Origin of the sequence: Pseudomonas sp. BT-42-2 (assembly GCF_025847435.2) — a bacterium.
GTDB classification, from domain to species: Bacteria; Pseudomonadota; Gammaproteobacteria; order Pseudomonadales; family Pseudomonadaceae; genus Aquipseudomonas; species Aquipseudomonas urmiensis.
The window spans coordinates 74,560-94,292 of record NZ_JAOYTM010000023.1 but is presented as its reverse complement, the minus strand read 5'-3'; the positions used below and the strand labels follow the sequence as shown (position 1 = coordinate 94,292).

General features: G+C 63.2%; 16 protein-coding genes and 4 tRNA genes. 4 read left to right on the top strand and 16 right to left on the bottom strand.

The features are described from left to right. Positions 1 to 63: 63 nt before the first annotated feature. The 6 genes from pepN to OIU19_RS23380 are packed head-to-tail and all read right to left on the bottom strand — an operon-like array spanning position 64 to position 6,566. Positions 64 to 2,721 (bottom strand): aminopeptidase N, encoded by a 2,658-nt coding sequence (gene pepN, locus OIU19_RS23405; RefSeq protein WP_264236999.1) that lies wholly within the window; start codon positions 2,719 to 2,721, stop codon positions 64 to 66. 13 nt (positions 2,722 to 2,734) lie between these two features. Then, on the bottom strand, positions 2,735 to 3,565 hold the full coding sequence (locus tag OIU19_RS23400; protein WP_264236998.1) for a DUF2797 domain-containing protein: 831 nt from the start codon (positions 3,563 to 3,565) through the stop codon (positions 2,735 to 2,737). Next, entirely contained in the window at positions 3,562 to 3,822 is a 261-nt protein-coding gene (locus OIU19_RS23395; RefSeq protein WP_186557290.1) for a YeaC family protein, read from the bottom strand. The genes OIU19_RS23400 and OIU19_RS23395 overlap by 4 nt, the downstream gene beginning before the upstream one ends. Positions 3,823 to 3,835: 13 nt before the next feature. Further along, positions 3,836 to 4,708: a rhomboid family intramembrane serine protease gene (locus OIU19_RS23390; protein WP_264236997.1), complete on the bottom strand. Its 873-nt coding sequence runs from the start codon at positions 4,706 to 4,708 to the stop codon at positions 3,836 to 3,838. Next, the gene (locus tag OIU19_RS23385; protein ID WP_264236996.1) at positions 4,705 to 5,676 is read right to left on the bottom strand and encodes a metallophosphoesterase; all 972 of its coding nucleotides are present in this window, start codon (positions 5,674 to 5,676) and stop codon (positions 4,705 to 4,707) included. Before OIU19_RS23385 ends, OIU19_RS23390 begins: the two co-directional genes overlap by 4 nt. Further along, a complete protein-coding gene (locus OIU19_RS23380) occupies positions 5,676 to 6,566 on the bottom strand; it encodes an NAD(+) kinase (protein WP_119139528.1) in 891 nt (296 codons plus the stop codon). The genes OIU19_RS23385 and OIU19_RS23380 overlap by 1 nt, the downstream gene beginning before the upstream one ends. Positions 6,567 to 6,655: 89 nt before the next feature. Between OIU19_RS23380 and OIU19_RS23375 the strand changes: the two genes are divergently transcribed. Then, positions 6,656 to 7,600 carry a DUF1853 family protein gene (locus OIU19_RS23375; protein WP_264236995.1) on the top strand — a complete coding sequence of 315 codons (945 nt, stop codon included), beginning with the start codon at positions 6,656 to 6,658 and terminating at the stop codon, positions 7,598 to 7,600. An 89-nt stretch (positions 7,601 to 7,689) separates the two neighbouring features. Here the strand turns inward: OIU19_RS23375 and OIU19_RS23370 are convergent, their stop codons facing one another. After that, positions 7,690 to 9,306, bottom strand: a complete 1,617-nt coding sequence (locus OIU19_RS23370; RefSeq protein ID WP_264236994.1) for a WG repeat-containing protein — start codon at positions 9,304 to 9,306, stop codon at positions 7,690 to 7,692. 194 nt (positions 9,307 to 9,500) lie between these two features. Here OIU19_RS23370 and OIU19_RS23365 point away from each other — a divergent pair, with 194 nt between their 5' ends. Next, entirely contained in the window at positions 9,501 to 10,046 is a 546-nt protein-coding gene (locus tag OIU19_RS23365; RefSeq protein ID WP_264236993.1) for a cytochrome b, read from the top strand. On the opposite strand, the gene OIU19_RS23360 is transcribed toward OIU19_RS23365, so the two are convergent. Both OIU19_RS23360 and OIU19_RS23355 read right to left on the bottom strand, forming a co-directional pair. After that, positions 10,037 to 10,936 carry a 1-aminocyclopropane-1-carboxylate deaminase/D-cysteine desulfhydrase gene (locus OIU19_RS23360; protein ID WP_372353342.1) on the bottom strand — a complete coding sequence of 300 codons (900 nt, stop codon included), beginning with the start codon at positions 10,934 to 10,936 and terminating at the stop codon, positions 10,037 to 10,039. The genes OIU19_RS23365 and OIU19_RS23360 overlap by 10 nt on opposite strands. A gap of 114 nt (positions 10,937 to 11,050) precedes the next feature. Beyond that, on the bottom strand, positions 11,051 to 13,087 hold the full coding sequence (locus tag OIU19_RS23355) for an NADPH-dependent 2,4-dienoyl-CoA reductase (protein WP_264236992.1): 2,037 nt from the start codon (positions 13,085 to 13,087) through the stop codon (positions 11,051 to 11,053). A 193-nt stretch (positions 13,088 to 13,280) separates the two neighbouring features. Here OIU19_RS23355 and OIU19_RS23350 point away from each other — a divergent pair, with 193 nt between their 5' ends. Both OIU19_RS23350 and OIU19_RS23345 read left to right on the top strand, forming a co-directional pair. Next, positions 13,281 to 14,399: a carbon-nitrogen hydrolase family protein gene (locus OIU19_RS23350; protein ID WP_264236991.1), complete on the top strand. Its 1,119-nt coding sequence runs from the start codon at positions 13,281 to 13,283 to the stop codon at positions 14,397 to 14,399. A 3-nt stretch (positions 14,400 to 14,402) separates the two neighbouring features. After that, positions 14,403 to 15,443, top strand: a complete 1,041-nt coding sequence (locus OIU19_RS23345; protein ID WP_264236990.1) for an AraC family transcriptional regulator — start codon at positions 14,403 to 14,405, stop codon at positions 15,441 to 15,443. 356 nt (positions 15,444 to 15,799) lie between these two features. Here OIU19_RS23345 and OIU19_RS23340 read toward each other — a convergent pair whose 3' ends face one another. The 7 genes from OIU19_RS23340 to OIU19_RS23310 all read right to left on the bottom strand — a co-directional run bounded on the left by OIU19_RS23340 (position 15,800) and on the right by OIU19_RS23310 (position 19,726). Beyond that, positions 15,800 to 16,690 (bottom strand): DUF2242 domain-containing protein, encoded by an 891-nt coding sequence (locus tag OIU19_RS23340; protein ID WP_264236989.1) that lies wholly within the window; start codon positions 16,688 to 16,690, stop codon positions 15,800 to 15,802. A gap of 200 nt (positions 16,691 to 16,890) precedes the next feature. Then, positions 16,891 to 16,967 (bottom strand) — tRNA-Asp (locus tag OIU19_RS23335). Between the two features lie 139 nt (positions 16,968 to 17,106). Further along, positions 17,107 to 17,183, bottom strand: a tRNA-Asp gene (locus tag OIU19_RS23330). A gap of 97 nt (positions 17,184 to 17,280) precedes the next feature. Next, positions 17,281 to 17,357 (bottom strand) — tRNA-Asp (locus OIU19_RS23325). Between the two features lie 79 nt (positions 17,358 to 17,436). Then, a tRNA-Val gene (locus tag OIU19_RS23320) sits at positions 17,437 to 17,512 on the bottom strand. Positions 17,513 to 17,744: 232 nt separating this feature from the next. Further along, entirely contained in the window at positions 17,745 to 18,518 is a 774-nt protein-coding gene (locus OIU19_RS23315; protein ID WP_264236988.1) for an SDR family oxidoreductase, read from the bottom strand. Next, positions 18,515 to 19,726, bottom strand: coding sequence for an O-succinylhomoserine sulfhydrylase (locus tag OIU19_RS23310; protein ID WP_264236987.1), 1,212 nt, complete (start codon positions 19,724 to 19,726; stop codon positions 18,515 to 18,517). Before OIU19_RS23310 ends, OIU19_RS23315 begins: the two co-directional genes overlap by 4 nt. Between the last annotated feature and the right edge of the window lie 7 nt (positions 19,727 to 19,733).

Sequence of the window (19,733 nt, the reverse complement as noted above, 5' to 3'; positions counted from 1 at the left end):
CGGGGGGCAAGCCCGCTCCCACGCGTGGGAGCGGGCTTGCCCCGCGATAGGTTCAGCTCGGTTTCAGGCCAGGCTCTTGCTCACCACTTCATACACATCACTGGACAGCGCCCCAGAAGCCAGAATCCGCTCAAGCTCCGCCTTCATCAACGCCTGACGCGCCGCGTCATACTTGCGCCAGCGCGTCAGCGGCGCCAGCTGGCGAGAGGCAATCTGCGGGTTCAGCGCATTGAGCTCGATCACCAGGTCCGCCAGGAAGCGATAGCCAGAACCATCGGCCGCATGGAAGTTGACCAGGTTCTGCCCAGCAAAGGCGCCAATCAAGGCACGCACCTTGTTCGGGTTCTTCAGGGTGAACGCCGGGTGCTGCATCAATGCCTTGACCCGCGCCAGGCCACCGGGCAGCGCGCTGGCCGCCTGGACGCTGAACCACTGATCCATGACCAGCGGGTTGTCCTTGAAGTGCTCGGCGAAGGCTTCAAGCGCCTTGGCGCGCTCGGCTTCGAACGGCGAGTTGACCAGCACCGCCAACGCGGTCAGACGCTCGGTCATGTTGTCACACTGCTCGAACTGCTCCAGGGTCGCCTCCAGCACCTGCGGCTTGCCGCTGAGCATCAGGTACGACAGCGCGATGTTCTGCAGGCTGCGACGGGCGAAGTGCTCGGCCGCAGCGACATAAGCCGTCTTGCGCGAGACTTCGCGGTTGGCCTGATAACGCGTCCACAAGGCATCGAACAGCTGCTCGGCGATCTGCTTGCGGGCGAACTCACGGGCGGCGTGGATCGCGTCGACGTCCGCCACCTGGCTGATCTCGGTCAGGTACGCCTCACCTGGCAGCGAGAGCATTTCGGCGACCATCGCCGGGTCCAGCGACTCATTGCCCAGCACCGTGCCCAGCGCGGTAATCAGGCGTGGGTCGAGGGTGAGCGCTTCGCCACGCTGGTGCTGGCCGATCAGTTCCTGCAACACCTGCACCGACAACTGCTGGCCGGCCTCCCAGCGGTTGAAGCCGTCGCTGTCGTGCTGCATGAGGAACATCAGCTGATCGCGATCGTAGGGGAAGCTCAACTTGACCGGCGCGCTGAAGCCACGCAGCAGCGAGGGCAGCGGCTTGGCGGCAACGTCTTGGAAGGTGAATGTCTGCTCGGCCTCGGTCAACGACAGCACGCGACTGCTGCCCTGGGCCGCGGCTTCGCCTTGCAGGCGCAGCGGCAGATCATTGCCTTGGGCATCCAGCAGGCCCAGGGCCACGGGGATCACGAACGGCAGTTTTTCTGCCTTGTCCGGGGTCTGCGGGCAGCTCTGGCGGAAGGTCAGGCTGTAGCACTGAGCAACGCCGTCATAGGCCTCGCTGACCTCCAGGCGCGGCGTGCCGGCCTGGCTGTACCAGCGCTTGAACTGGGTCAAATCGACGCCATTGGCGTCCTCCATGGCCTTGATGAAGTCATCGCAGGTCACTGCCTGGCCATCGTGGCGCTCGAAGTACAAGTCGCTGCCTTTGCGGAAGCCCTCGGCGCCGAGCAGGGTGCGGACCATGCCGACCACTTCAGCGCCCTTCTCGTACACTGTGAGGGTGTAGAAGTTGGAGATTTCGATGAAGCTGTCCGGGCGCACCGGATGGGCCATGGGGCCGGCGTCTTCGGCGAACTGGTGAGTGCGCAGGTAGGCGACGTCCTCGATGCGCTTGACCGTGCGCGAGTTCATGTCAGCGCTGAACTCGGCGTCGCGGAACACCGTGAAGCCCTCCTTGAGCGACAGCTGGAACCAGTCGCGGCAGGTCACGCGGTTGCCGGTCCAGTTGTGGAAGTACTCGTGCGCCACGACCCCTTCGACGCGCTGGTGGGCGGCGTCGGTGGCGGTTTCGGCACGGGCCAGCACACAGCTGGAGTTGAAGATGTTCAGGCCCTTGTTTTCCATGGCGCCCATGTTGAAGTCGTTGACCGCGACGATCATGAAGATGTCCAGGTCGTATTCACGGCCATAGACTTGTTCATCCCAGCGCATGGACTTCTTCAAGCTGGTCATGGCGTGTTCGCACTTGTCGAGGTTCTCTTCCTCGACATAGATGCGCAAGGTCACCTCACGGCCGGACTGACGGGTGAAGCTGTTCTCTACGCACCACAAGTCGCCAGCGACCAGGGCGAACAGGTAGGCCGGTTTCTTGAACGGGTCTTCCCAGGTCGCCCAATGCCGGCCGTTCTCACTCGGTCCGCTGCCGACCGGGTTACCGTTGGACAGCAACACCGGATAGCGATGCTGCTCGGCAATCACCGTGGTGGTGAACGTGCTCATCACATCCGGGCGGTCGAGGTAATAGGTGATCTTGCGAAAGCCCTCGGCCTCGCACTGGGTGCAGTACATCTTGCCCGACTTGTACAAGCCTTCCAGCGCAGTGTTGCTTTCCGGGTGAATCTTCACCGTGGTGTCGAGAGTGAAGCTAGCGGCGTTGGGCTGCAGGGTCAGGCTGTCGTCGTCGAGCTGGTAGTCGGCGGCGGACAGCGGCTGGTCATCCAGCTGCACGCTAAGCAGCTGCAACTGCTGGCCGTCGAGCACCAGCGGCGGCAGCCCAGCGCCACGCGCGGGGTTGCGGCGCATCAACAGTTGCGCATGGACCAGGCTGTGGTCCTCGAACAGCTCGAAGGTCAGGTGCGTCTCGTCGATCAGGTACTCGGGCGCCTGGTAGTCCTTGAGGTAGATCACTTGCGGTTGTTCGGTGCGCATGTGGCTGTCCTTTTTACTGATGCACGGCCAGCTGGTAGGCCGTGTATTTGCGAATATTGATCACGCCGGTGTCGAAAATCAGGTACTGACCCTTGATCCCGAGCAGGGTGCCTTCGGCGATCGGGTCCTTGTCCAAGTTGAAGCTGACGATTTTTTTCGGATAAGCCTCGACCGGATAACGCATCTCTACCACCTCAGCTTGCGGCAGCGGCTGGATCGCTTGCAGGCCAAAGCGCTCCTGCAAGGTGCGGATGCCATCGGCGCAGGCATCGAAGATCTGTTCACGGATGGCGGGCAGGTCCAGCACCTCGGCATCGCCCTTGAGCAGGGTGCGCCAGTTGGTGCGGTCGGGCACCTGGCTGCGCAGCACATCTTCGACCAGACCGGACTGCTGGCGGGTGGCCACGCGCATGATCGGCAGGGCCTGGCTGGCGCCCTGGTCGAGCCAGCGGGTGGGCAGTTGAGTGGCGCGGGTGATGCCGACCTTGATCCCCGACGAGTTGGCCAGGTAGACCACATGGTCGGTCATGCAGAACTGCTCGCCCCAGGCCGGCTCGCGGCAGGTGCCGGCGTCGTAGTGGCAGCGTTCGGGAGCCATGATGCACATGTCGCACTGGGCCAGCTTGGTCATGCATGGATAGCAGTAGCCCTGACTGAAGCTGGTCTTGGTGCGCTTGCCGCAATGGCTGCAATGAATGGCACCGAGGTATTCCAGGCGCAGCGATTTGCCGATCAGCGGATTGACTGGCACGTGCTGTTCGCCCAGGCGAAAGCTGTACTGCACGACCGGTGCTTCAAGACGCACCGCCATCTTGCTCAAAGAGCCACGAACGAGTTCGATCAATGTACCGAGTCCGACTTGAACAGAATGTTAGCGATCGGCGCGGATTTCGATGCGCACTCCTGCGGGCCCATGTAGCCGGTGCGCTGTTCTTCGGGCAGGTTTTGCATCTCCCAGGCGATCACCGCCTGCAGCGACAGCTCTTTCTGCTCGACGGTGAGCTTGCGCCCGTCAGCCCATTTACCCAGCTCCACCGCCGTTTTCAGGCTCTGGTAGATTTCCGGGGTGATGTTTTCGATCATTTGCGCGAAGGTGGACATAGGGTCTCCTGAATCAAGCCGACAGTTTACGCCGGGCAAGGCCACCGCCCAAGAGGCCAGCAAGGCATCCGATGAGCAGGCCGCCGACATGCGCGGCGTTGGCGATCTGGCCGAAGCCGAGTTGGCTGATGACGCCCGACAGGCACACCACCAGCCAGATGAGCATCATCACCAGCACGCCCTTGGGCAGGCTGTAATGCGGGTTGGGCGCCAGCCACTGATAGAGCCAGACATAGCCGAGCAGCCCATACAACACGCCAGACAAGCCACCAAACAGGCTCGGCCCGCTCACATAGTGCTGGGCCAGGTTGGATACCAGGCTGAACAACAGGGTCAGGCACAATAACACCCATGGCCCCTGGCGCAGTTCGATGCGCTTGCCCAGCTCCCAGTACCACAGGCCGTTCATCGCCAGGTGCAGCACCCCGAAGTGCAGCAGCATCGGCGACACCAGCCGCCACCATTGGCCTTCGGCCAGGCCCTGGGCCAGTGAGGTGAAGTACAGGTATTCACCCTGCACGCGAAAATCGAGGAAGGTGAACCAGCCGATAGTCGACAGGTTGTCGCCAAGGCCGGTAAGCCCGGCGACCACCACGCACAGCAGCAGGACCCCGGCCGTGACCTTGCAGGCCCGGGCCTGTTCAGCCAGTGACGGACGCTGCGGCAGATCGGCCTGGGTCTCGGCCGGCAGTTCGATCTGGTCATTGCCCTCGGGGTAGCGCTGGTACAGCTGGCGCACATCTTCAGCAAGGTTCGGCGGTGCCCACAGCACTTGCTCCTGGCCCTCCTCGACCACCCGATGCGGCACCTGCAGACGGCGCAGCAGGCTGACGAAACCACTGAGGTCGACCGCCAGCGGCAGGCGCAGCACTTCGATCACGTTCATTGATTGGCCTGCGGGCGGTCGACGTCGACCCAGACGAACTTGTGTGGGTCGATGCGGGTTTCATCATCCAACCGGTAGGCCACCAGCTTGCCGTACAGCACGGCGCTGTAATCCAGGCAGGCCAGGTTGGGGCGGATCGGCGCGGGCCGGCCGCTGCGCCAGTAATGGCCGACGAACAGCAGCGGCTCGTCTTCGTCGTAGCGCAGCAGGGCATTCTTCTGGGTGTGGCTGAGCGGCGTACTGGCCACAGCTTCAGGCAAGGCATCGGGCTGGAAGACGATATCGCCGTAGGTTTGCGGGTCTTCTTCCCAGAACTTGGTACGGAAAAAGGCCCGGGTCAGGCCGTCGCCGCCGGTCAGGGTCAAGCCGTCCGGCAGGCGCATGTCGGTACCACGCAACAGGCGGTTGCACACGGTCGAGGCGAAGCTGCCGGAAACAGCCGAGGCCTGGACGAAATGCTCGTCGATGCAACCTCGGGGGTACTGCTGAGCCAGGGGCTCGATCAGGCGTGGGTCCCAGCAGGCGTGCACCAGGCGGAACCGACCTGCGTCGACGAACAGCGGCAGCTCATAGAACCAGGCAAGAAAATCATGCCAGTCGGCCGGATGCTGGGCGAATTGGGTCAGGGTTTCATCGATCAGCCGCGCATGGCGCGGGGTGTGCTCGCGCACGAACGTCTTGCCACTGCCCGGCAGCGCCGGAGTGACCCAGGCCAGGGCGTTGTATTCATGGTTGCCCATGATGCAGAACGCCTGGCCGGCCTCGACCATGTCGTGGACGATATGCAGCGCCTCACGGATGCGCGGGCCGCGGTCGACGATGTCGCCGAGGAACAGCGCCTGGCGCCTTGGATGCCGCCAGACACCCGCCACGCGCTTGTAGCCGAGGGTGTCGAGCAGGCGTTCGAGGGTCTGTGCACAGCCATGCACGTCGCCAATGATGTCGAAACTTCGCGCCGGATCGAGCATCAGTCGCCTCCACCTCCCAGGCGGCTGCCCCAGCCGAGTTTGGTGCGGCAGACCTCGTAGTAATTGTGGTCGAGCGGATGGATCAGGCGCAGTTTCTGCGGCTTTTTGCTCACCGTGATGGTATCGCCTGGGGCGCAGGTAAAGTGGTTCTGGCCATCACAGGACACCTGCGGATAGATCTGCAGGTCTTGCGAGACGACGATCTTCAGCTCGCTGTTGCCATCGACCACGATCGGCCGGCCCGACAAGGTGTGCGGATACATCGGCACGATGACGATGGCGTCGAGCTTGGGATGCATGATCGGCCCGCCTGCCGACAGGGCGTAGGCGGTGGAGCCGGTCGGGGTGGCGACGATCAGGCCGTCGGCCTTCTGGCTGCAGACGAACTGGCCGTCGATATAGATCTCGAACTCGATCATCCGCGTCGATTTGCCGGGGTGCAGCACCACGTCGTTGAGGGCATCGCCCTGGCCGATGGCCTCGCCGTGGCGACGCACTTCGGCTTGCAGCAAAAAGCGGTTTTCCACCAGGTAATGGCCGTCGAGCACCTCGGCGACCTTGACCTCCAGTTCATCTGGGCGGATGTCGGTGAGAAAGCCCAGGCTGCCACGGTTGATGCCCAGTACCGGGATGTTGTGCCGGGCCAAGGCGCGGGCGGCGCCCAGCAGACTGCCATCGCCGCCGACCACGATGACCAGGTCGCAGACCTCGCCGAGCAGTTTGCGCGTGGAGGTCTGCAGGCCGTGGCCGGGCAGCACTTCGGCGATGGTGTCCTCGAGGATCACGTGCAGATGGCGGTCGAGGAGGAATTTTTTCAGTCGGCGAATGGTGTCGAGCACCTGGGAGCTGCCAAGGCGGCCGATGATACCGATATTGCGAAATTGCTCCATGGTGCTCCTGCAAGGCTCTGCGGCGGGTAACGATAACGAGGATTATGGGCGAAACGACCGGCTAGCGGCAAACCGGCTATGCTCGCAGGATGACGCCGTTCGCCGACCTCAGCGACCTGCCCCGCCAACTGCAGCGCCCCCACGTGCGCGATCTGGCCTGGGCGATACTGTCGCCCCCCCTGCTGGACGACCCGCCCTGCCCCCAGCGCCATCCGCTGGCGGCCAGTGCCTGGGCCGCGGACCCACAGCGCCTGGCCCACTGGCTGCGGGCGCTGGATCGCGACGAGCACGCCTTGCGCGACTGGCTGGCGCGGCTCACCAGCCGGCGCCTGGGCCTGTACTACGAAAGTCTTTGGCAATTTGCCCTGAGCCACGCCCCAGGCGTCGAGCTGCTGGCCGCCAACCTGGCCATCCGCGAGGGCGGCCACACGCTTGGCGAGCTGGACATCCTGCTGCGCGACTGCCAAGGCGTGCACCATCTGGAATTGGCGATCAAGCTCTACCTCGGCCCGCCTGGGGGCGATGGGCATGATCCGGCGCACTGGCTTGGCCCCGGTTGCCACGACCGCCTGGACCTCAAGCTGGCGCATCTGCTCGGGCATCAATTACCGATTTCGGCTCGCCCGCAAAGCCGCGCGATTCTGGCGACGCTGGGGGTGAGCGAGGTGCAGGCGCATCTATGGCTGGGGGGGTATCTGTTCTACCCAAGCCCTGGGCATGCGCAGCCACCGGCAGGCGCCAATGCCCAGCATCTGCGCGGGCGCTGGCTGCATCGGCGGGATTGGTTGGCTTATCGCTCGCGCCTGGCGGACGGCCGTTGGCAGCCCTTGGCCCGGCATGAATGGCTGGCACCGGCGCGCATCGAGCAGCCCGCGTGCTGGACAGCCGAGCGCTTTGATGGCTGGGTGGCCCAGCTCGATGGCTTTGCGCCTGCGCAGTTGCTGGTCAGGCTGGAGCAAGGTGAGGATGGCGTTTGGCAGGAGGTGGAGCGGGTGTTTCTGGTGGCTGACAGTTGGCCGCACCTGCCTGATTGAAGGGTTGAGTGGACCGGCCTCATCGCGGGGCAAGCCCGCTCCTACAAGGAACTCAGCGGCCGATCCACTCGACACCCATCTACTGGCTGTCAGGATGCATCAGCCACCGGCTCCGCCTGCGGGCAATGCGCCTGCGGATCGGCCGGCCAGAGCACCTTGCCCTTGCCATCGACCACCTGTTCAGCCCCGCAGGGCAGTCGTTTGGTGTCGAATACCACACTGCCATCCAGACGATACAGCGCGCGCAAGCTGTGCACGGCATCGTCGCCATTACCCTGCACCTGGTAGGCAAAGATCGCCCCACGCGCTTCATCGACTCGCACGTCCTGCCACTTGGCCGGCACCAGCAACTTGCCATCGAGGTTGTACAACGCGCGGTTGGCGTCGTCCGTGCTGCCTTCGGCAGCGAGCAGATGATGCTGGTCGGCAGTGAGCTTGACCGCCACGAACTGCTCCGGCTTGATCAACACCTTGCCCTTGGCGTCCATCACACCCACGGTCTGCACCGGACTGTCCATGCCAAAGACCTTGATCGATTTGCTTGGCGACTGGGCCTCGGAGAAGGCGAAGCGCTCTGACGTGATCACCCCGATCTGCCTGTAGCTGGGCTGGAACACTACCGTGCCCTGGTCCAGGTCGACGGTGCCGTAGGTGGCCAAAAATGCGCTCTGCAGCTTGCCGATGTGATTGAAGCCTGGGCGATGCCCACTCATGCCGAGCACACCCAGACCTGCATCACCGATCGAGTCGTACTGTGGCTCGATCAGCCATTTGCCGCTGTGATCGATCATGCCAGCCTTGCCGCGACCTTGTTCGGTGCGGCGCAGCTGCACCATGCCAGCGCTCTTGCCGAAGGTTTCACAGGTCTCGAAGGTGGCCTGGATGACCACCTTGCCTTGGTAGTCGAGATAACCGCAGGCGCTGTCGTAAGCGGTCTTGAACGCCACCAACCCGCCACCAGGGGTACCCAGCGAGTACTGACCGATCGGGATCAGCAGATTGCCCGCAGCATCGGCCAGCCCCACGCCAGTGACGCCTTCCTTGGCGACCACCAGATGCCCATCGGCAGCGCTTTCGATGCTGTCGAACTCAAGTTTCTGCAACACCTTGCTGGCCAGGTTGTAACCCCAGCTTTGGCCATCGTGCTCAGCCAGCACCCAATTGCCGCGCTGGGTGAAATCGTCACGCACCACCATCGAGTCGAACAGTGGTTCGCTGACCTTCTCGCCAGTGACGCTGAGGATGCCGCGCTTTTGGTTGACTTCGTAGACGATGAAATCGTTGTCGCCGCCGACGAAGACATCATCGAAAACCGCTGGCTGGACTTCCTTGCCCTGCTCATCCATGACCCCGACCTTGCCCTCGCGCACGAAGCCGAAGTAGCCCGGAGTCAGGCTGTACAACTCGTCGGTGAAGTTGGCTTTGAGCACCTGCTTGCCATCGCCACTGGCCAGGTTCCAGTAACCGTCGCGGCCAAAAATGAAGCTGTCGGTCATGGGTTGGGCGTAGATCGCCTGGTAATCGTTGTCCGGCCCTACGCGCAGCGCACCGGTCTGGTCGAGCACCGCGCATTGATCGTTGACGCAGACCGGGATGGTCATCGCACTAATCGGCTTGAGCGCCTCGGGGGTCTGCTGGCAGCCCAGCAGCAGCGTGGAAAAGGTCGAGTACAGCGCTGCCTTGGCGGCAGTCGGGAGGTGTTTCATTTACACAGAATCCTTGTGCGATAGGTGAAGCGGATACGCCAGAGTCAATAGCTCAGTGCCATCATCCAGTTTGCTATGTCGGCACTGTTTACTCGATCTGAAGCAAAGAAATATTCCAGCCAGCGGGTAGAGTTAAGCCAGGTGCCAGCAAGAGCGCCGTTTTCGACCTGATGACCTGAACAAGAGGACCGCCCATGCTGTCATCCACCCCCGCCTCACACTACGCACGCCTGTCGATCGCCCTGCACTGGCTGATGCTGGTGCTGCTGGCAGCCGTGTACGCCTGCATCGAGCTGCGCGGCCTGTTCCCCAAGGACAGCGCCGAGCGCAATCTGATGAAAGACCTGCACTTCATGCTGGGCCTGACGGTGTTCGTGCTGGTCTGGCTGCGCCTGGCCATGCGCATGCTGCGCCCGGCGCCGGCGATCGTACCCAAGCCCCCGGCCTGGCAGACGGGCCTTGGCCACCTGGTACACGCGCTGCTGTACCTGATGATGATCGGCCTGCCGCTGGCCGGCTGGCTGATTCTCAGCGCGGCGGACAAGCCGATTCCGTTCTATGGACTGGAACTGCCCGCGCTGATTGGCGCCGACCCGGATCAGGCCAAGTTCATCAAGGGCTGGCACGAGCGGATTGGCAGTTGGGGCTATTGGCTGATTGGCCTGCATGCCCTGGCCGGGCTGTATCACCACTACGTGCGGCGCGACAACACCCTGCTGCGCATGCTGCCCTACAAGTAACCGCGGCGGCCCTGCAGCCCGCCTGTGTGCACGAAAATCAGGCGGCTGCCGGGGGCAAACAAGCCTGCCTCGGCTTGCTCACGCAGGGCCAGCAGGGCCTTGCCGGTGTACAGGGCCTCGAGCGGCAGGCCGCTGTCGCGCTCGGTTCGCTCGATGAAGGCCAGCAGCTCGGCATCGATGCGGGCAAAGCCGCCACGGCAGGCATCGTGCAACTGGTAGCCGCTTTCGCCGACCAGGCCTGCAACCGTCTGCGCAACGCCGTGATCAGCGGGCACAGCCAGCGCCCCGTGTACCGGGCGCCTGCCCGCCTCGGCCAGGACCAGGCCGGCCAGGGTCGTGCCAGTCCCTGCTGCGAGCCACCAGCTATCGTAATCATCCCAGCCTAGCGCACCCAACTGGACCTGCGCCTGCTCGACGATAAGCCGGCAACCCTGCGCACCTGCCAAGCCACCTCCGCCTTCGGGGATGCACTGCCAACCTGGATAACGCGCCTGCCACGGCGCCCAGAAACCCGGTTCATGGCGCGCGCGGTAGCCGCCATAGCCGAGCCAGTGTAGGTGCATGCCCAGGGCTTGAAGATCGCGCACGGTTGGCGTGTCTTGGGGATGGCCGCGAAGCAGGCCGGCGGTGGCGAAGCCAAAGCGCTTGCCGGCGGCGGCAAGGGCGTGCAGATGGTTGGAATGATTACCGCCGAGGCTGATCAGGCCGGGGGCTTGGGCGTTTTTAGCCTGGATCAGGTGATCGCGCAGCTTGAACCATTTGTTGCCGCTGATCAGCGGGTCGATCAGGTCCAGGCGCAAGACCGCAGCTTGGATGCGGGCGTGGTCGAGCCATGGGATTGGCAACCGTTGCAGTGGGGCGATGGGGAGACAGTCGAAATCAGCAATCATGGGGCGAGTCTATCAGCTGCCTGGGCCGATGCTATCGCGTGGCAAGCCCGCTCCCACAGAGGTTGTGAAGATCCCTGCAAGAGCGGGCTTGCCCCGCTTAGTCAGCCCAGATGCCTACAGCTCAGCCGCCAAGCGCGAGCCTTGATTGATCGCCCGCTTGGCATCCAACTCTGCTGCCACATCGGCGCCGCCGATCAGGTGCACCGACTGCCCCGCCGCAACCAAGCCTTGGTGCAATTCGCGCATTGGCTCCTGGCCTGCGCAGATCACCACGTTATCCACCGCCAACACCTGCGGCTCGCCTTCGCCGATGCGCACATGCAGGCCGTCGTCATCGATCCCGAGGTATTCGACACTGTTGAGCATCTGCACCTGTTTGTTCTTCAAACCCGTGCGGTGAATCCAGCCAGTGGTCTTGCCCAGGCCATCGCCGACCTTGGTTTTCTTGCGTTGCAGCAGGTACACCTGGCGCGCCGGCGCGTGTGGCTGGGCCTTGATCCCGGCAACGCCGCCACGGGCTTGCAGTTGGGCATCGATACCCCACTCTTTCCAGAACGCTTCACGGTCCTGGCTGGTAGCCACGCCCTTGTGTACCAGGTACTCGGAAACGTCAAAACCAATCCCGCCCGCGCCAATCACTGCCACGCGGTTACCCACCGGTTTGCGCTCGAGCAGCACGTCCAGGTAGTTGAGCACCTTGGCGTGGTCGATGCCGGGGATGGCTGGGTTACGGGGGGAGATACCGGTGGCGAGGATGATCTCGTCAAAGCCGGCGGACACCAGCTCATCGACGCCCACCCGGGTATTGAGGCGCAACTCGACCCCAGTGGACTTCACTTTGTTGGCAAAGTAGCGCAGGGTCTCGAAGAATTCTTCCTTGCCGGGCACCCGCTTGGCCACGTTGAACTGCCCGCCAACTTCGCCCGCCGCATCGAACAGGGTCACCTGGTGACCACGCTCGGCGGCCACGGTGGCGGCGGCCAGCCCAGCCGGGCCGGCGCCAACTACCGCGATGCGCTTGGCCTGGGCAACCGGCAGGTAGTTCAGCTCGGTTTCGTGGCAGGCGCGCGGGTTGACCAGGCAGCTGGTCAACTTGCCGCCAAAGGTGTGGTCCAGGCAGGCCTGGTTGCAGCCGATGCAGGTATTGATCAGATCCGCACGGCCAGCAGCGGCCTTGTTGACGAAGTCTGGATCGGCCAGGAACGGCCGGGCCATCGACACCATGTCGGCATCGCCTTCGGCCAGCACCGCTTCGGCCACTTCCGGGGTGTTGATGCGGTTGGTGGTGATCAGCGGAATCTGCACCTCGCCGCGCAATTTGGCGGTGACCTTGCTGAAGGCCGCGCGCGGTACTTTGGTGGCGATGGTCGGAATGCGCGCCTCGTGCCAGCCGATACCAGTGTTGATCAGGGTGGCGCCAGCCTTTTCGATGGCCTTGGCCAACAGCACGATCTCGTCCCAGCTACTGCCGCCCTCGACCAGGTCGAGCATCGACAGGCGGAAAATGATGATGAAGTTCGGCCCTACCGCTGCACGCACGCGGCGGACGATCTCGATCGCCAGACGCATGCGGTTCTCGTAACTGCCACCCCAACGGTCGGTGCGCTGGTTGGTGTGCGCGGCGAGGAACTGGTTGATGAAGTAGCCTTCCGAACCCATGATCTCGACGCCGTCGTAACCGGCACGTTGGGCGAGCGCTGCGCAGTTGACGAAGTCGTGGATCTGTTTCTCGATGCCCTCCTCGTCCAGCTCCTTGGGCTTGAACGGATTGATTGGCGCTTGAATGGCGCTGGGTGCCACCTGCCGCGGGCTATAGGCATAGCGCCCAGCGTGGAGGATCTGCAAACAGATCTTGCCGTCCGCCGCGTGCACGGCGTCGGTGACGATGCGGTGCTTGTCGGCCTCTTCCTCGGTGCTCAACTTGGCCGCGCCCGAGTACACCCCACCTTCATCGTTTGGCGCAATACCGCCGGTGACCATCAGGCCAACCCCGCCACGGGCGCGCTCGGCAAAGTACGCAGCCATGCGCTCGAAGCCGCCTGGGCGCTCTTCGAGGCCGGTGTGCATCGAGCCCATCAGGGTGCGGTTGCGCAGCGTGGTGAAGCCCAGGTCCAACGGGGCGAGCAGGTGCGGGTAACGGTCGGCGGCCATGGATGTACTCCCCATGTGGCGTGATCACGGTATGCGGGTGCCTCACGTACCACGCGGGCCCCGTCGTTTATCTGGTGACGACATTAAACAGCCGTTTGAACCGGCTCAATGATCGAAACTGACAACTTATTGATCCTGCTGCACAGCAGGTCTACCCTAGGACACCTTTGTTCCGATGGTGCCTGACCGCTTCATGCGCAAACTCCTGGCAAGCGCCCTGGCGCTGGTGATGATCGCCGCCCTGTGTGGCTATGGTTTCTGGACCCTGCAGCGTCCGGAAGGCCACTACCTCTCCGATTTGCGCATCGAACTGGCGCTCAACCAGGGGGTGCCGGGCGAGCACGGCAACCTGCTGGGCGTCGAGCCGCAGCTCAACCCCAGTGATTACCAGAACCTGCAACGCCTGCACCGCAAGCTGTCGGCCTATCTGCAACAAGCGCGCGGCCAAGGCTTGATCAACTCGCGCACAGTGGTCGTGCTGCCTGAACACATCGGCACCTGGTTGTGGGCGCGCGGCGAAAAAAACCAGCTGTACCAGGTCACCCAGCAGCGCGAGGCGGTGCAGTGGCTAGAGTTGAGCAACCCGCTGCGCTATGGCTTGGCCATGCTCTGGGCCACCGGCGATGATCGCCGCGCCGACGCCCATCTACGGATGAAGGCCGGGCAAATGGCCGCCGACTATCAAACCCTGTTTGGCGGCCTGGCCAAGGAGTTCGGCGTAACCTTGGTGGCGGGCTCGATCGTGTTGCCGGCCCCTTATGTGGAAAAAGGTGTGCTGTATGCGGGCAACGGCCCGCTGTTCAACAGCAGCCTGGTTTTCGGCAGCAATGGCGCCGTGCTCGGTCAGCCACAACTGCAGCAATTCCCCGACAGCGAGGTGCGCCGCTACATTCATGACGGTCGCAAGCACCCCCTGCAAGTGATTCAGACCCCCGCGGGTCGGCTTGGCGTGCTGGTGGGCAGCGACAGCTGGTACCCAGAAAACTACCGCCAGCTGGCTGGGCAATCGGTGCAGTTGATCGCCAATCCGGTGTTTCTCAGCGGCAAGGGCAGCTGGAGTGCACCTTGGCGCGGTAACCGCCATCAGGATGCTGCCGCCAACCTGCCGGTGCAGCGCGGCGAGGTCAGCGAGCAGACGGCCTGGCAACAACTGACCTTGGCCGCCAACGCCGGCATCACCAGCATGAGCGTGTTTCTGCGTGGCCAGTTCTGGGAGCTGGGCGGCGATGGCCAAGGTTTTGCCAACCATGCTGGCGAGCAACTGGCCGGCAGCCAGCACCCTGGTGCGCGCTTGCTCAACCTGTGGTTGTGACCGATGCCGCGCCCCCGCGTACGCCTGGGTGACCTTTCGGTAGGTTTCGTCCAGCCGCTGGCCGAGGCCTTGCGCCAGGCAGGCCACGACCCGCTGCCGCTGCTGCACCGCTATGGGCTGGATGCGGCGCGTGTTGCCGAGCCCTGTGCACGCCTGTCGATTCCGCGCTACATGCACCTGGGGCATGCCGCCATCGAGCTCAGTGGCGATCCGGCGCTGGGCCTGCGCATGGGGCAATTGAGCCGCCTTGCGCAAGCGGGCCTGGCTGGCGTCACGGCAGCCCAAGCACCCAGCGTAGGTGAAGCTGCGCGCACCTTGCTGCGCTACGAGCCACTGTATGCGGCCAACTATCGCGGCCGCTCGCTGTTCATCGAGGACGCTCAGGGCGCCTGGCTGCGCTTCTACTCGATCAGCCCCTACAACGGTTACAACCGCTTCGTGGTCGACTCGCTGCTGGCCGGCTGGCTGGCCCAGCTGGGCCAGTTGGCAGGGGTACAGGTGGTGGCCGAGCGCATGGACATCGAATTCGACGCCCCGTGCTATGCAAGCCAGTACCAAGCCCTGTGCAGCAACAGCGTGCAGTTCGGCGCGGCGCACAATCAATTGCACCTGAGTCGAGAAACGCTGTCGCTGGCCAATCCCCAGCACTGCCCCAGCACTTGGCAGCACCTGTTACAGCTGTGCGAGGCAGAACTCGCCCAGCGCACCCGTGTGCGTAGCCTTGGCGAGCGCATTACCCATCTGCTCGGGCCATTGCTCAATGGCGGTCGGGAACCTGACCTGGAAGAGGTGGCGCAGCACCTGCAACTGCCGACCTGGACCTTGCGGCGCAAGCTGGCCGAAGAAGGCACGCGGTTTCGCAACCTGCTCAACGACACGCGGCGCGACTTGGCCGAGACCTATATACGCGACACGGAACTGGCCTTTGGCGAGATCGCCTATCTGTTAGGGTTTGCCTCGGCTGAGGCCTTCCAGCGCGCATTCAAGCGCTGGACGGGCCTGACACCGGGAGAGTTTCGCCGCCATCAGCGGCGCACCGGCTAGAGCTCGGTGGCGTCGTCGACAGGTTCCGGGATGTCCAGTTCGTAGGCCTGGAATTCGAGCAGTTCTTCTTGATAATCGTCCATCGCCCTACGTCCTCTTCACTCATGACTTGTTTAGTGTCCAGGCCAAGCTAAGCCGGCCGGATGAACCATTGATGACAGTCTTATGAGTGGTAAACGTAGCAGTGGTTCGAAACGTTATCAGGGGCAAGCTGTAACAGAAGTTTATGCGCTAGCAGCGCCGGCCTCTTCGCGGGCAAGCCCGCTCCCACAGGTACCGCGCTGGCTTCGAACTCAACGGGGTGCCTGTGGGAGCGGGCTTGCCCGCGAAGAGGCCGGCACAGCCCCCGTGATCAATTAAAGCGGCGCAGGAGCCGGCTCAGTGACGGGAGCCTGTTGCTGCACTTGGATTGGCGTAGCCTCGCTAGGCGGCGCAATCGGCTGGGAGCCCTGACTGTCATCCACCGCCGGCGCTGGCTGGACTTCACTGGCAGGCGCAACCGCGGCCGGCGCAGGGGGCGCAATGGGCTCAGTCGCAGGCGCTACAATCGGTGCCTCGACCGGTGCTGTAGCCGCAGGCTGCTCGCTGGCGGCAACCGCAGGCGTGCCCTGCGGTGCTGGCGCCAAGGCGGAAGGTGCCTGCTCAGGCAAGCCCAAGGCCGGCGCTGGTTTGTCAGCTTTCGGCGCCTCAGCCTGGGGCTGGGCCTTCTTGGTTTTCTTCGGTTTGGGCAGGAAGCTTTCGACCAAGGCGAAATAACGCTCGTAGAACTGCGGCGCAGTCACCGTCTCGCTGGCAACCTTGACCATGGAGTCGTCGCTAGAGCCAATGGGCATCGACACCGAGCCCAATACACCGACGCCAAGGCTGGCAGAGGTGTTGGATTTTTTCAGCGCATAGCGATCCTGCAGGGCGTTGGCGAACATGGTCGAGCGCTGTTCGTCGCTGCTGTCAGGCGCGCAGGTGACGTTGAAGCTGATCTGCAGGTGGTTTTCGCTGTTCTGCTGAAAGCTTTTGTTACCAGCGATCTGATTGGCACCGCTGCTGGTGATGATGTAGCCCTGGCTGAGCAAGGCACGACGGGCGGCCTCGCAGGAGCCGGCTTCACTGACCGGGAAGCTGCGCGAGAAGGTGCCCGAGTCATCGAAGTTCTCGTGCTCGTAGACTGCGGTTTTTTTTGAGGAGCAACCGGATACGCCCGCCAGCACAAGGGCCAGCCCGAGCGCACCGAAGACGGATGATCTGGACATCTTAGATACCGGAAAAAGACGAATGGCGCCTATTGTGCATCACATCACCCGGTACTGAAACCGCTGATCGGTGAAGACACTGTCAGGTTCGTGTAAATCTTGCGCCATGGAGAAACACTAGGCTTTAGAAACAAAAAAAGCGACCCGAAGGTCGCTTTCTCTGTGTTGCCTCAGGCGTTCAAGGGGCCTGGAGGCGAAGATGGCGCAGCGGACGGGACTCGAACCCGCGACCCCCGGCGTGACAGGCCGGTATTCTAACCGACTGAACTACCGCTGCGTATCATTCAGGCTTGCACCCGATTGAAACTGGGATCTGCTTTCCAAGTCGCACTTGGAAGTCAGGCACAAAAAAAGCGATATCTTGATCGCTTCTCTTGTTTCGCTGCGAGGCGTTCAAGGGGCCTCGTAGCAGAAGATGGCGCAGCGGACGGGACTCGAACCCGCGACCCCCGGCGTGACAGGCCGGTATTCTAACCGACTGAACTACCGCTGCGTATCGTTCAGGCTTGCGCCCGATTGAAACTGGGATCTGGCACCAAGGCTTGGCCTTAGTACCTCAGACCGGTGACAAGCACCCATCTGGAGAAAAGTGGCGCAGCGGACGGGACTCGAACCCGCGACCCCCGGCGTGACAGGCCGGTATTCTAACCGACTGAACTACCGCTGCGCATAGTGGACTTGCGTCCTGTTCCTCTCGATTAGGAAGCTTCTTGCGAAGGCTCCAAGTTCAGGAACATCTCAGGAAGTGGTGGGTGATGACGGGATCGAACCGCCGACCCTCTGCTTGTAAGGCAGATGCTCTCCCGGCTGAGCTAATCACCCATTGTGCTGCTTGTGTTGCGTGTTACGTTTGCTTCGCTGAGGCCGCGAAATTTACGCAGGTACCGATGCTAAGTCAATACCCCCATTGAATTTTTTTTCAAAAAGAGCGAAAACCATAGGTCTTCTGCAGAGTGGGCTTGCCGGTAAAGAGGTTGGCCCTGGCAACACCACCATCCTCGCGCAGAAACGAAAAAGAGGCCCTATGGCCTCTTCGTCTCTTTTTGCTTACCGCTCAGGTGTAGATCATCTTACGGCTCATGCCGCCGTCGACCACAAACTCCTGGCCGGTGACAAACCCCGCCTGCCTGGACAACAGCCAGGCCACCAGCGCCGCGACATCTTCCACGGTCCCTACCCTGCCCGCAGGATGCTGGGCATGGTCAGCTTCGCTCAATGGCTCGGCACGGCGCTGGGCAGGATCACGCGCATCGATCCAACCCGGACTGACTGCATTGACCCGGATCTCCGGACCCAGGCTCATCGCCAGGGCGTGGGTCAGCGCCAGCAGGCCACCCTTGCTCGCCGCATAAGCCTCGGTATCGGGCTCGGACTGGCGCGCACGGGTCGAGGTCAGATTGACGATCGCCCCGCCATGGGCGCGCAGATAAGGTGCACAGTGCTTGGCCAACAGCATCGGCCCATTGAGGTTGACCGCCAGCACCCGATTCCATTGAGCCAGGCTCAAACTCTCGAGAGTGTGGTTGTGCGGGTTGGCAATGGCCGCGTTGCACACCAACGCGTCCAACCGACCAAACTGCCCAAGCACCTCGGAGACCCCGGCACTGACCTGGGCTTCGTCGGCGACATCCATGGTGATGAACCAGGCATTGTCGCCAAGTGCCTTCGCCACCTTGGCGCCGCGCGGGCGGTCAAGGTCGCTGAGTACCACCTGCCAACCTTCGCAGATCAGCCAGGCAGCGATGCCCAGGCCGATGCCGCGTGCGGCACCGGTAACCAGGGCTACCCGCCCGTTATGGCCCGGTTCGCCGCCCTTCCAGTCGATCACAGCGCAGCCAGCCCACGTGCCAGGTCGGCTTGCAGGTCAGCGACATCTTCCAGGCCCACTGCAATGCGGATCAGGCTGTCGCGGATTCCGGCAGCCTCGCGCTCTTGCGGCGACAGACGGCCGTGGGAGGTGGTGGCCGGGTGGGTGATGGTGGTCTTGCTATCACCCAGGTTAGCGGTGATCGAGAGCAGACGCGTGGCATCGATGAAGCGCCAGGCGCCGTCTTTGCCGCCCTTGACCTCAAAGCTCACCACTGCGCCGAAATCGCTCATCTGGCGCTTGGCCAACTCATGCTGTGGATGGCTGGCAAGACCGGCGTAGTGGACTTTCTCCACGCCCTCTTGCTGCTCCAGCCACTGCGCCAGCGCCTTGGCGCCCTCGCAATGGGCACGCATGCGCAGCTTGAGCGTTTCCAGGCCTTTGAGGAACACCCAGGCGTTGAATGGGCTCAAAGTCGGCCCCGCAGTGCGCAGGAAGCCCACCACTTCTTTCATCTGCTCGCTACGCCCCGCCACGGCGCCGCCCATGCAACGGCCCTGGCCGTCGATGAACTTGGTCGCCGAATGCACGACGATGTCGGCCCCGAGCTTGAGCGGCTGCTGCAGCGCCGGGGTGCTGAAGCAGTTGTCCACCACCAGCATTGCACCACGGGCATGGGCGATCTCGGCCAGCGCAGCGATATCCACCAGTTCTGCCAAGGGGTTGGATGGCGACTCGACGAACAGCAGCTTGGTGTTGGCCTTGATGCCCCGCTCCCAACCGCTCAGGTCAGCCAGCGGCACGTAGTCCACTTGCACGCCAAAGCGCTTGAAATACTTCTCAAACAGGCTGATGGTCGAGCCGAACACACTCTGCGACACCAGCACATGGTCACCGGCGCTGCACAGTGCCATCACCGTGGACAGGATCGCCGACATGCCAGTGGACGTACCCACGGCCTGTTCTGCGCCTTCCAACGCCGCCAGGCGCTCTTCGAAGGCACGCACGGTCGGGTTGGTGTAGCGCGAATAGACGTTGCCCGGTGTTTCACCGGCAAAGCGCGCAGCCGCATCGGCAGCCGTGCGAAATACATAGCTGGAGGTGAAGAACAGCGGGTCGCTGTGCTCAGCCTCCGGCGTGCGGTACTGACCGGCGCGTACCGCCAGGGTGTCGAAACCGACACCCTCGAGGTCGCTGTCCAGTCGCCCGGCATCCCATTGATCAGTCATGCCGTCG

Excerpts from the sequence above, each read along its gene's own strand:
- pepN (WP_264236999.1), bottom strand. The coding sequence starts at position 2,721 with ATGCGCACCGAACAACCGCAAGTGATCTACCTCAAGGACTACCAGGCG.
- OIU19_RS23395 (WP_186557290.1), bottom strand. The coding sequence starts at position 3,822 with ATGTCCACCTTCGCGCAAATGATCGAAAACATCACCCCGGAAATCTAC.
- OIU19_RS23390 (WP_264236997.1), bottom strand. The coding sequence starts at position 4,708 with ATGAACGTGATCGAAGTGCTGCGCCTGCCGCTGGCGGTCGACCTCAGT.
- OIU19_RS23385 (WP_264236996.1), bottom strand. The coding sequence starts at position 5,676 with ATGCTCGATCCGGCGCGAAGTTTCGACATCATTGGCGACGTGCATGGC.
- OIU19_RS23380 (WP_119139528.1), bottom strand. The coding sequence starts at position 6,566 with ATGGAGCAATTTCGCAATATCGGTATCATCGGCCGCCTTGGCAGCTCC.
- OIU19_RS23375 (WP_264236995.1), top strand. The coding sequence starts at position 6,656 with ATGACGCCGTTCGCCGACCTCAGCGACCTGCCCCGCCAACTGCAGCGC.
- OIU19_RS23370 (WP_264236994.1), bottom strand. The coding sequence starts at position 9,306 with ATGAAACACCTCCCGACTGCCGCCAAGGCAGCGCTGTACTCGACCTTT.
- OIU19_RS23365 (WP_264236993.1), top strand. The coding sequence starts at position 9,501 with ATGCTGTCATCCACCCCCGCCTCACACTACGCACGCCTGTCGATCGCC.
- OIU19_RS23360 (WP_372353342.1), bottom strand. The coding sequence starts at position 10,936 with ATGATTGCTGATTTCGACTGTCTCCCCATCGCCCCACTGCAACGGTTG.
- OIU19_RS23355 (WP_264236992.1), bottom strand. The coding sequence starts at position 13,087 with ATGGCCGCCGACCGTTACCCGCACCTGCTCGCCCCGTTGGACCTGGGC.
- OIU19_RS23350 (WP_264236991.1), top strand. The coding sequence starts at position 13,281 with ATGCGCAAACTCCTGGCAAGCGCCCTGGCGCTGGTGATGATCGCCGCC.
- OIU19_RS23345 (WP_264236990.1), top strand. The coding sequence starts at position 14,403 with ATGCCGCGCCCCCGCGTACGCCTGGGTGACCTTTCGGTAGGTTTCGTC.
- OIU19_RS23340 (WP_264236989.1), bottom strand. The coding sequence starts at position 16,690 with ATGTCCAGATCATCCGTCTTCGGTGCGCTCGGGCTGGCCCTTGTGCTG.
- OIU19_RS23310 (WP_264236987.1), bottom strand. The coding sequence starts at position 19,726 with ATGACTGATCAATGGGATGCCGGGCGACTGGACAGCGACCTCGAGGGT.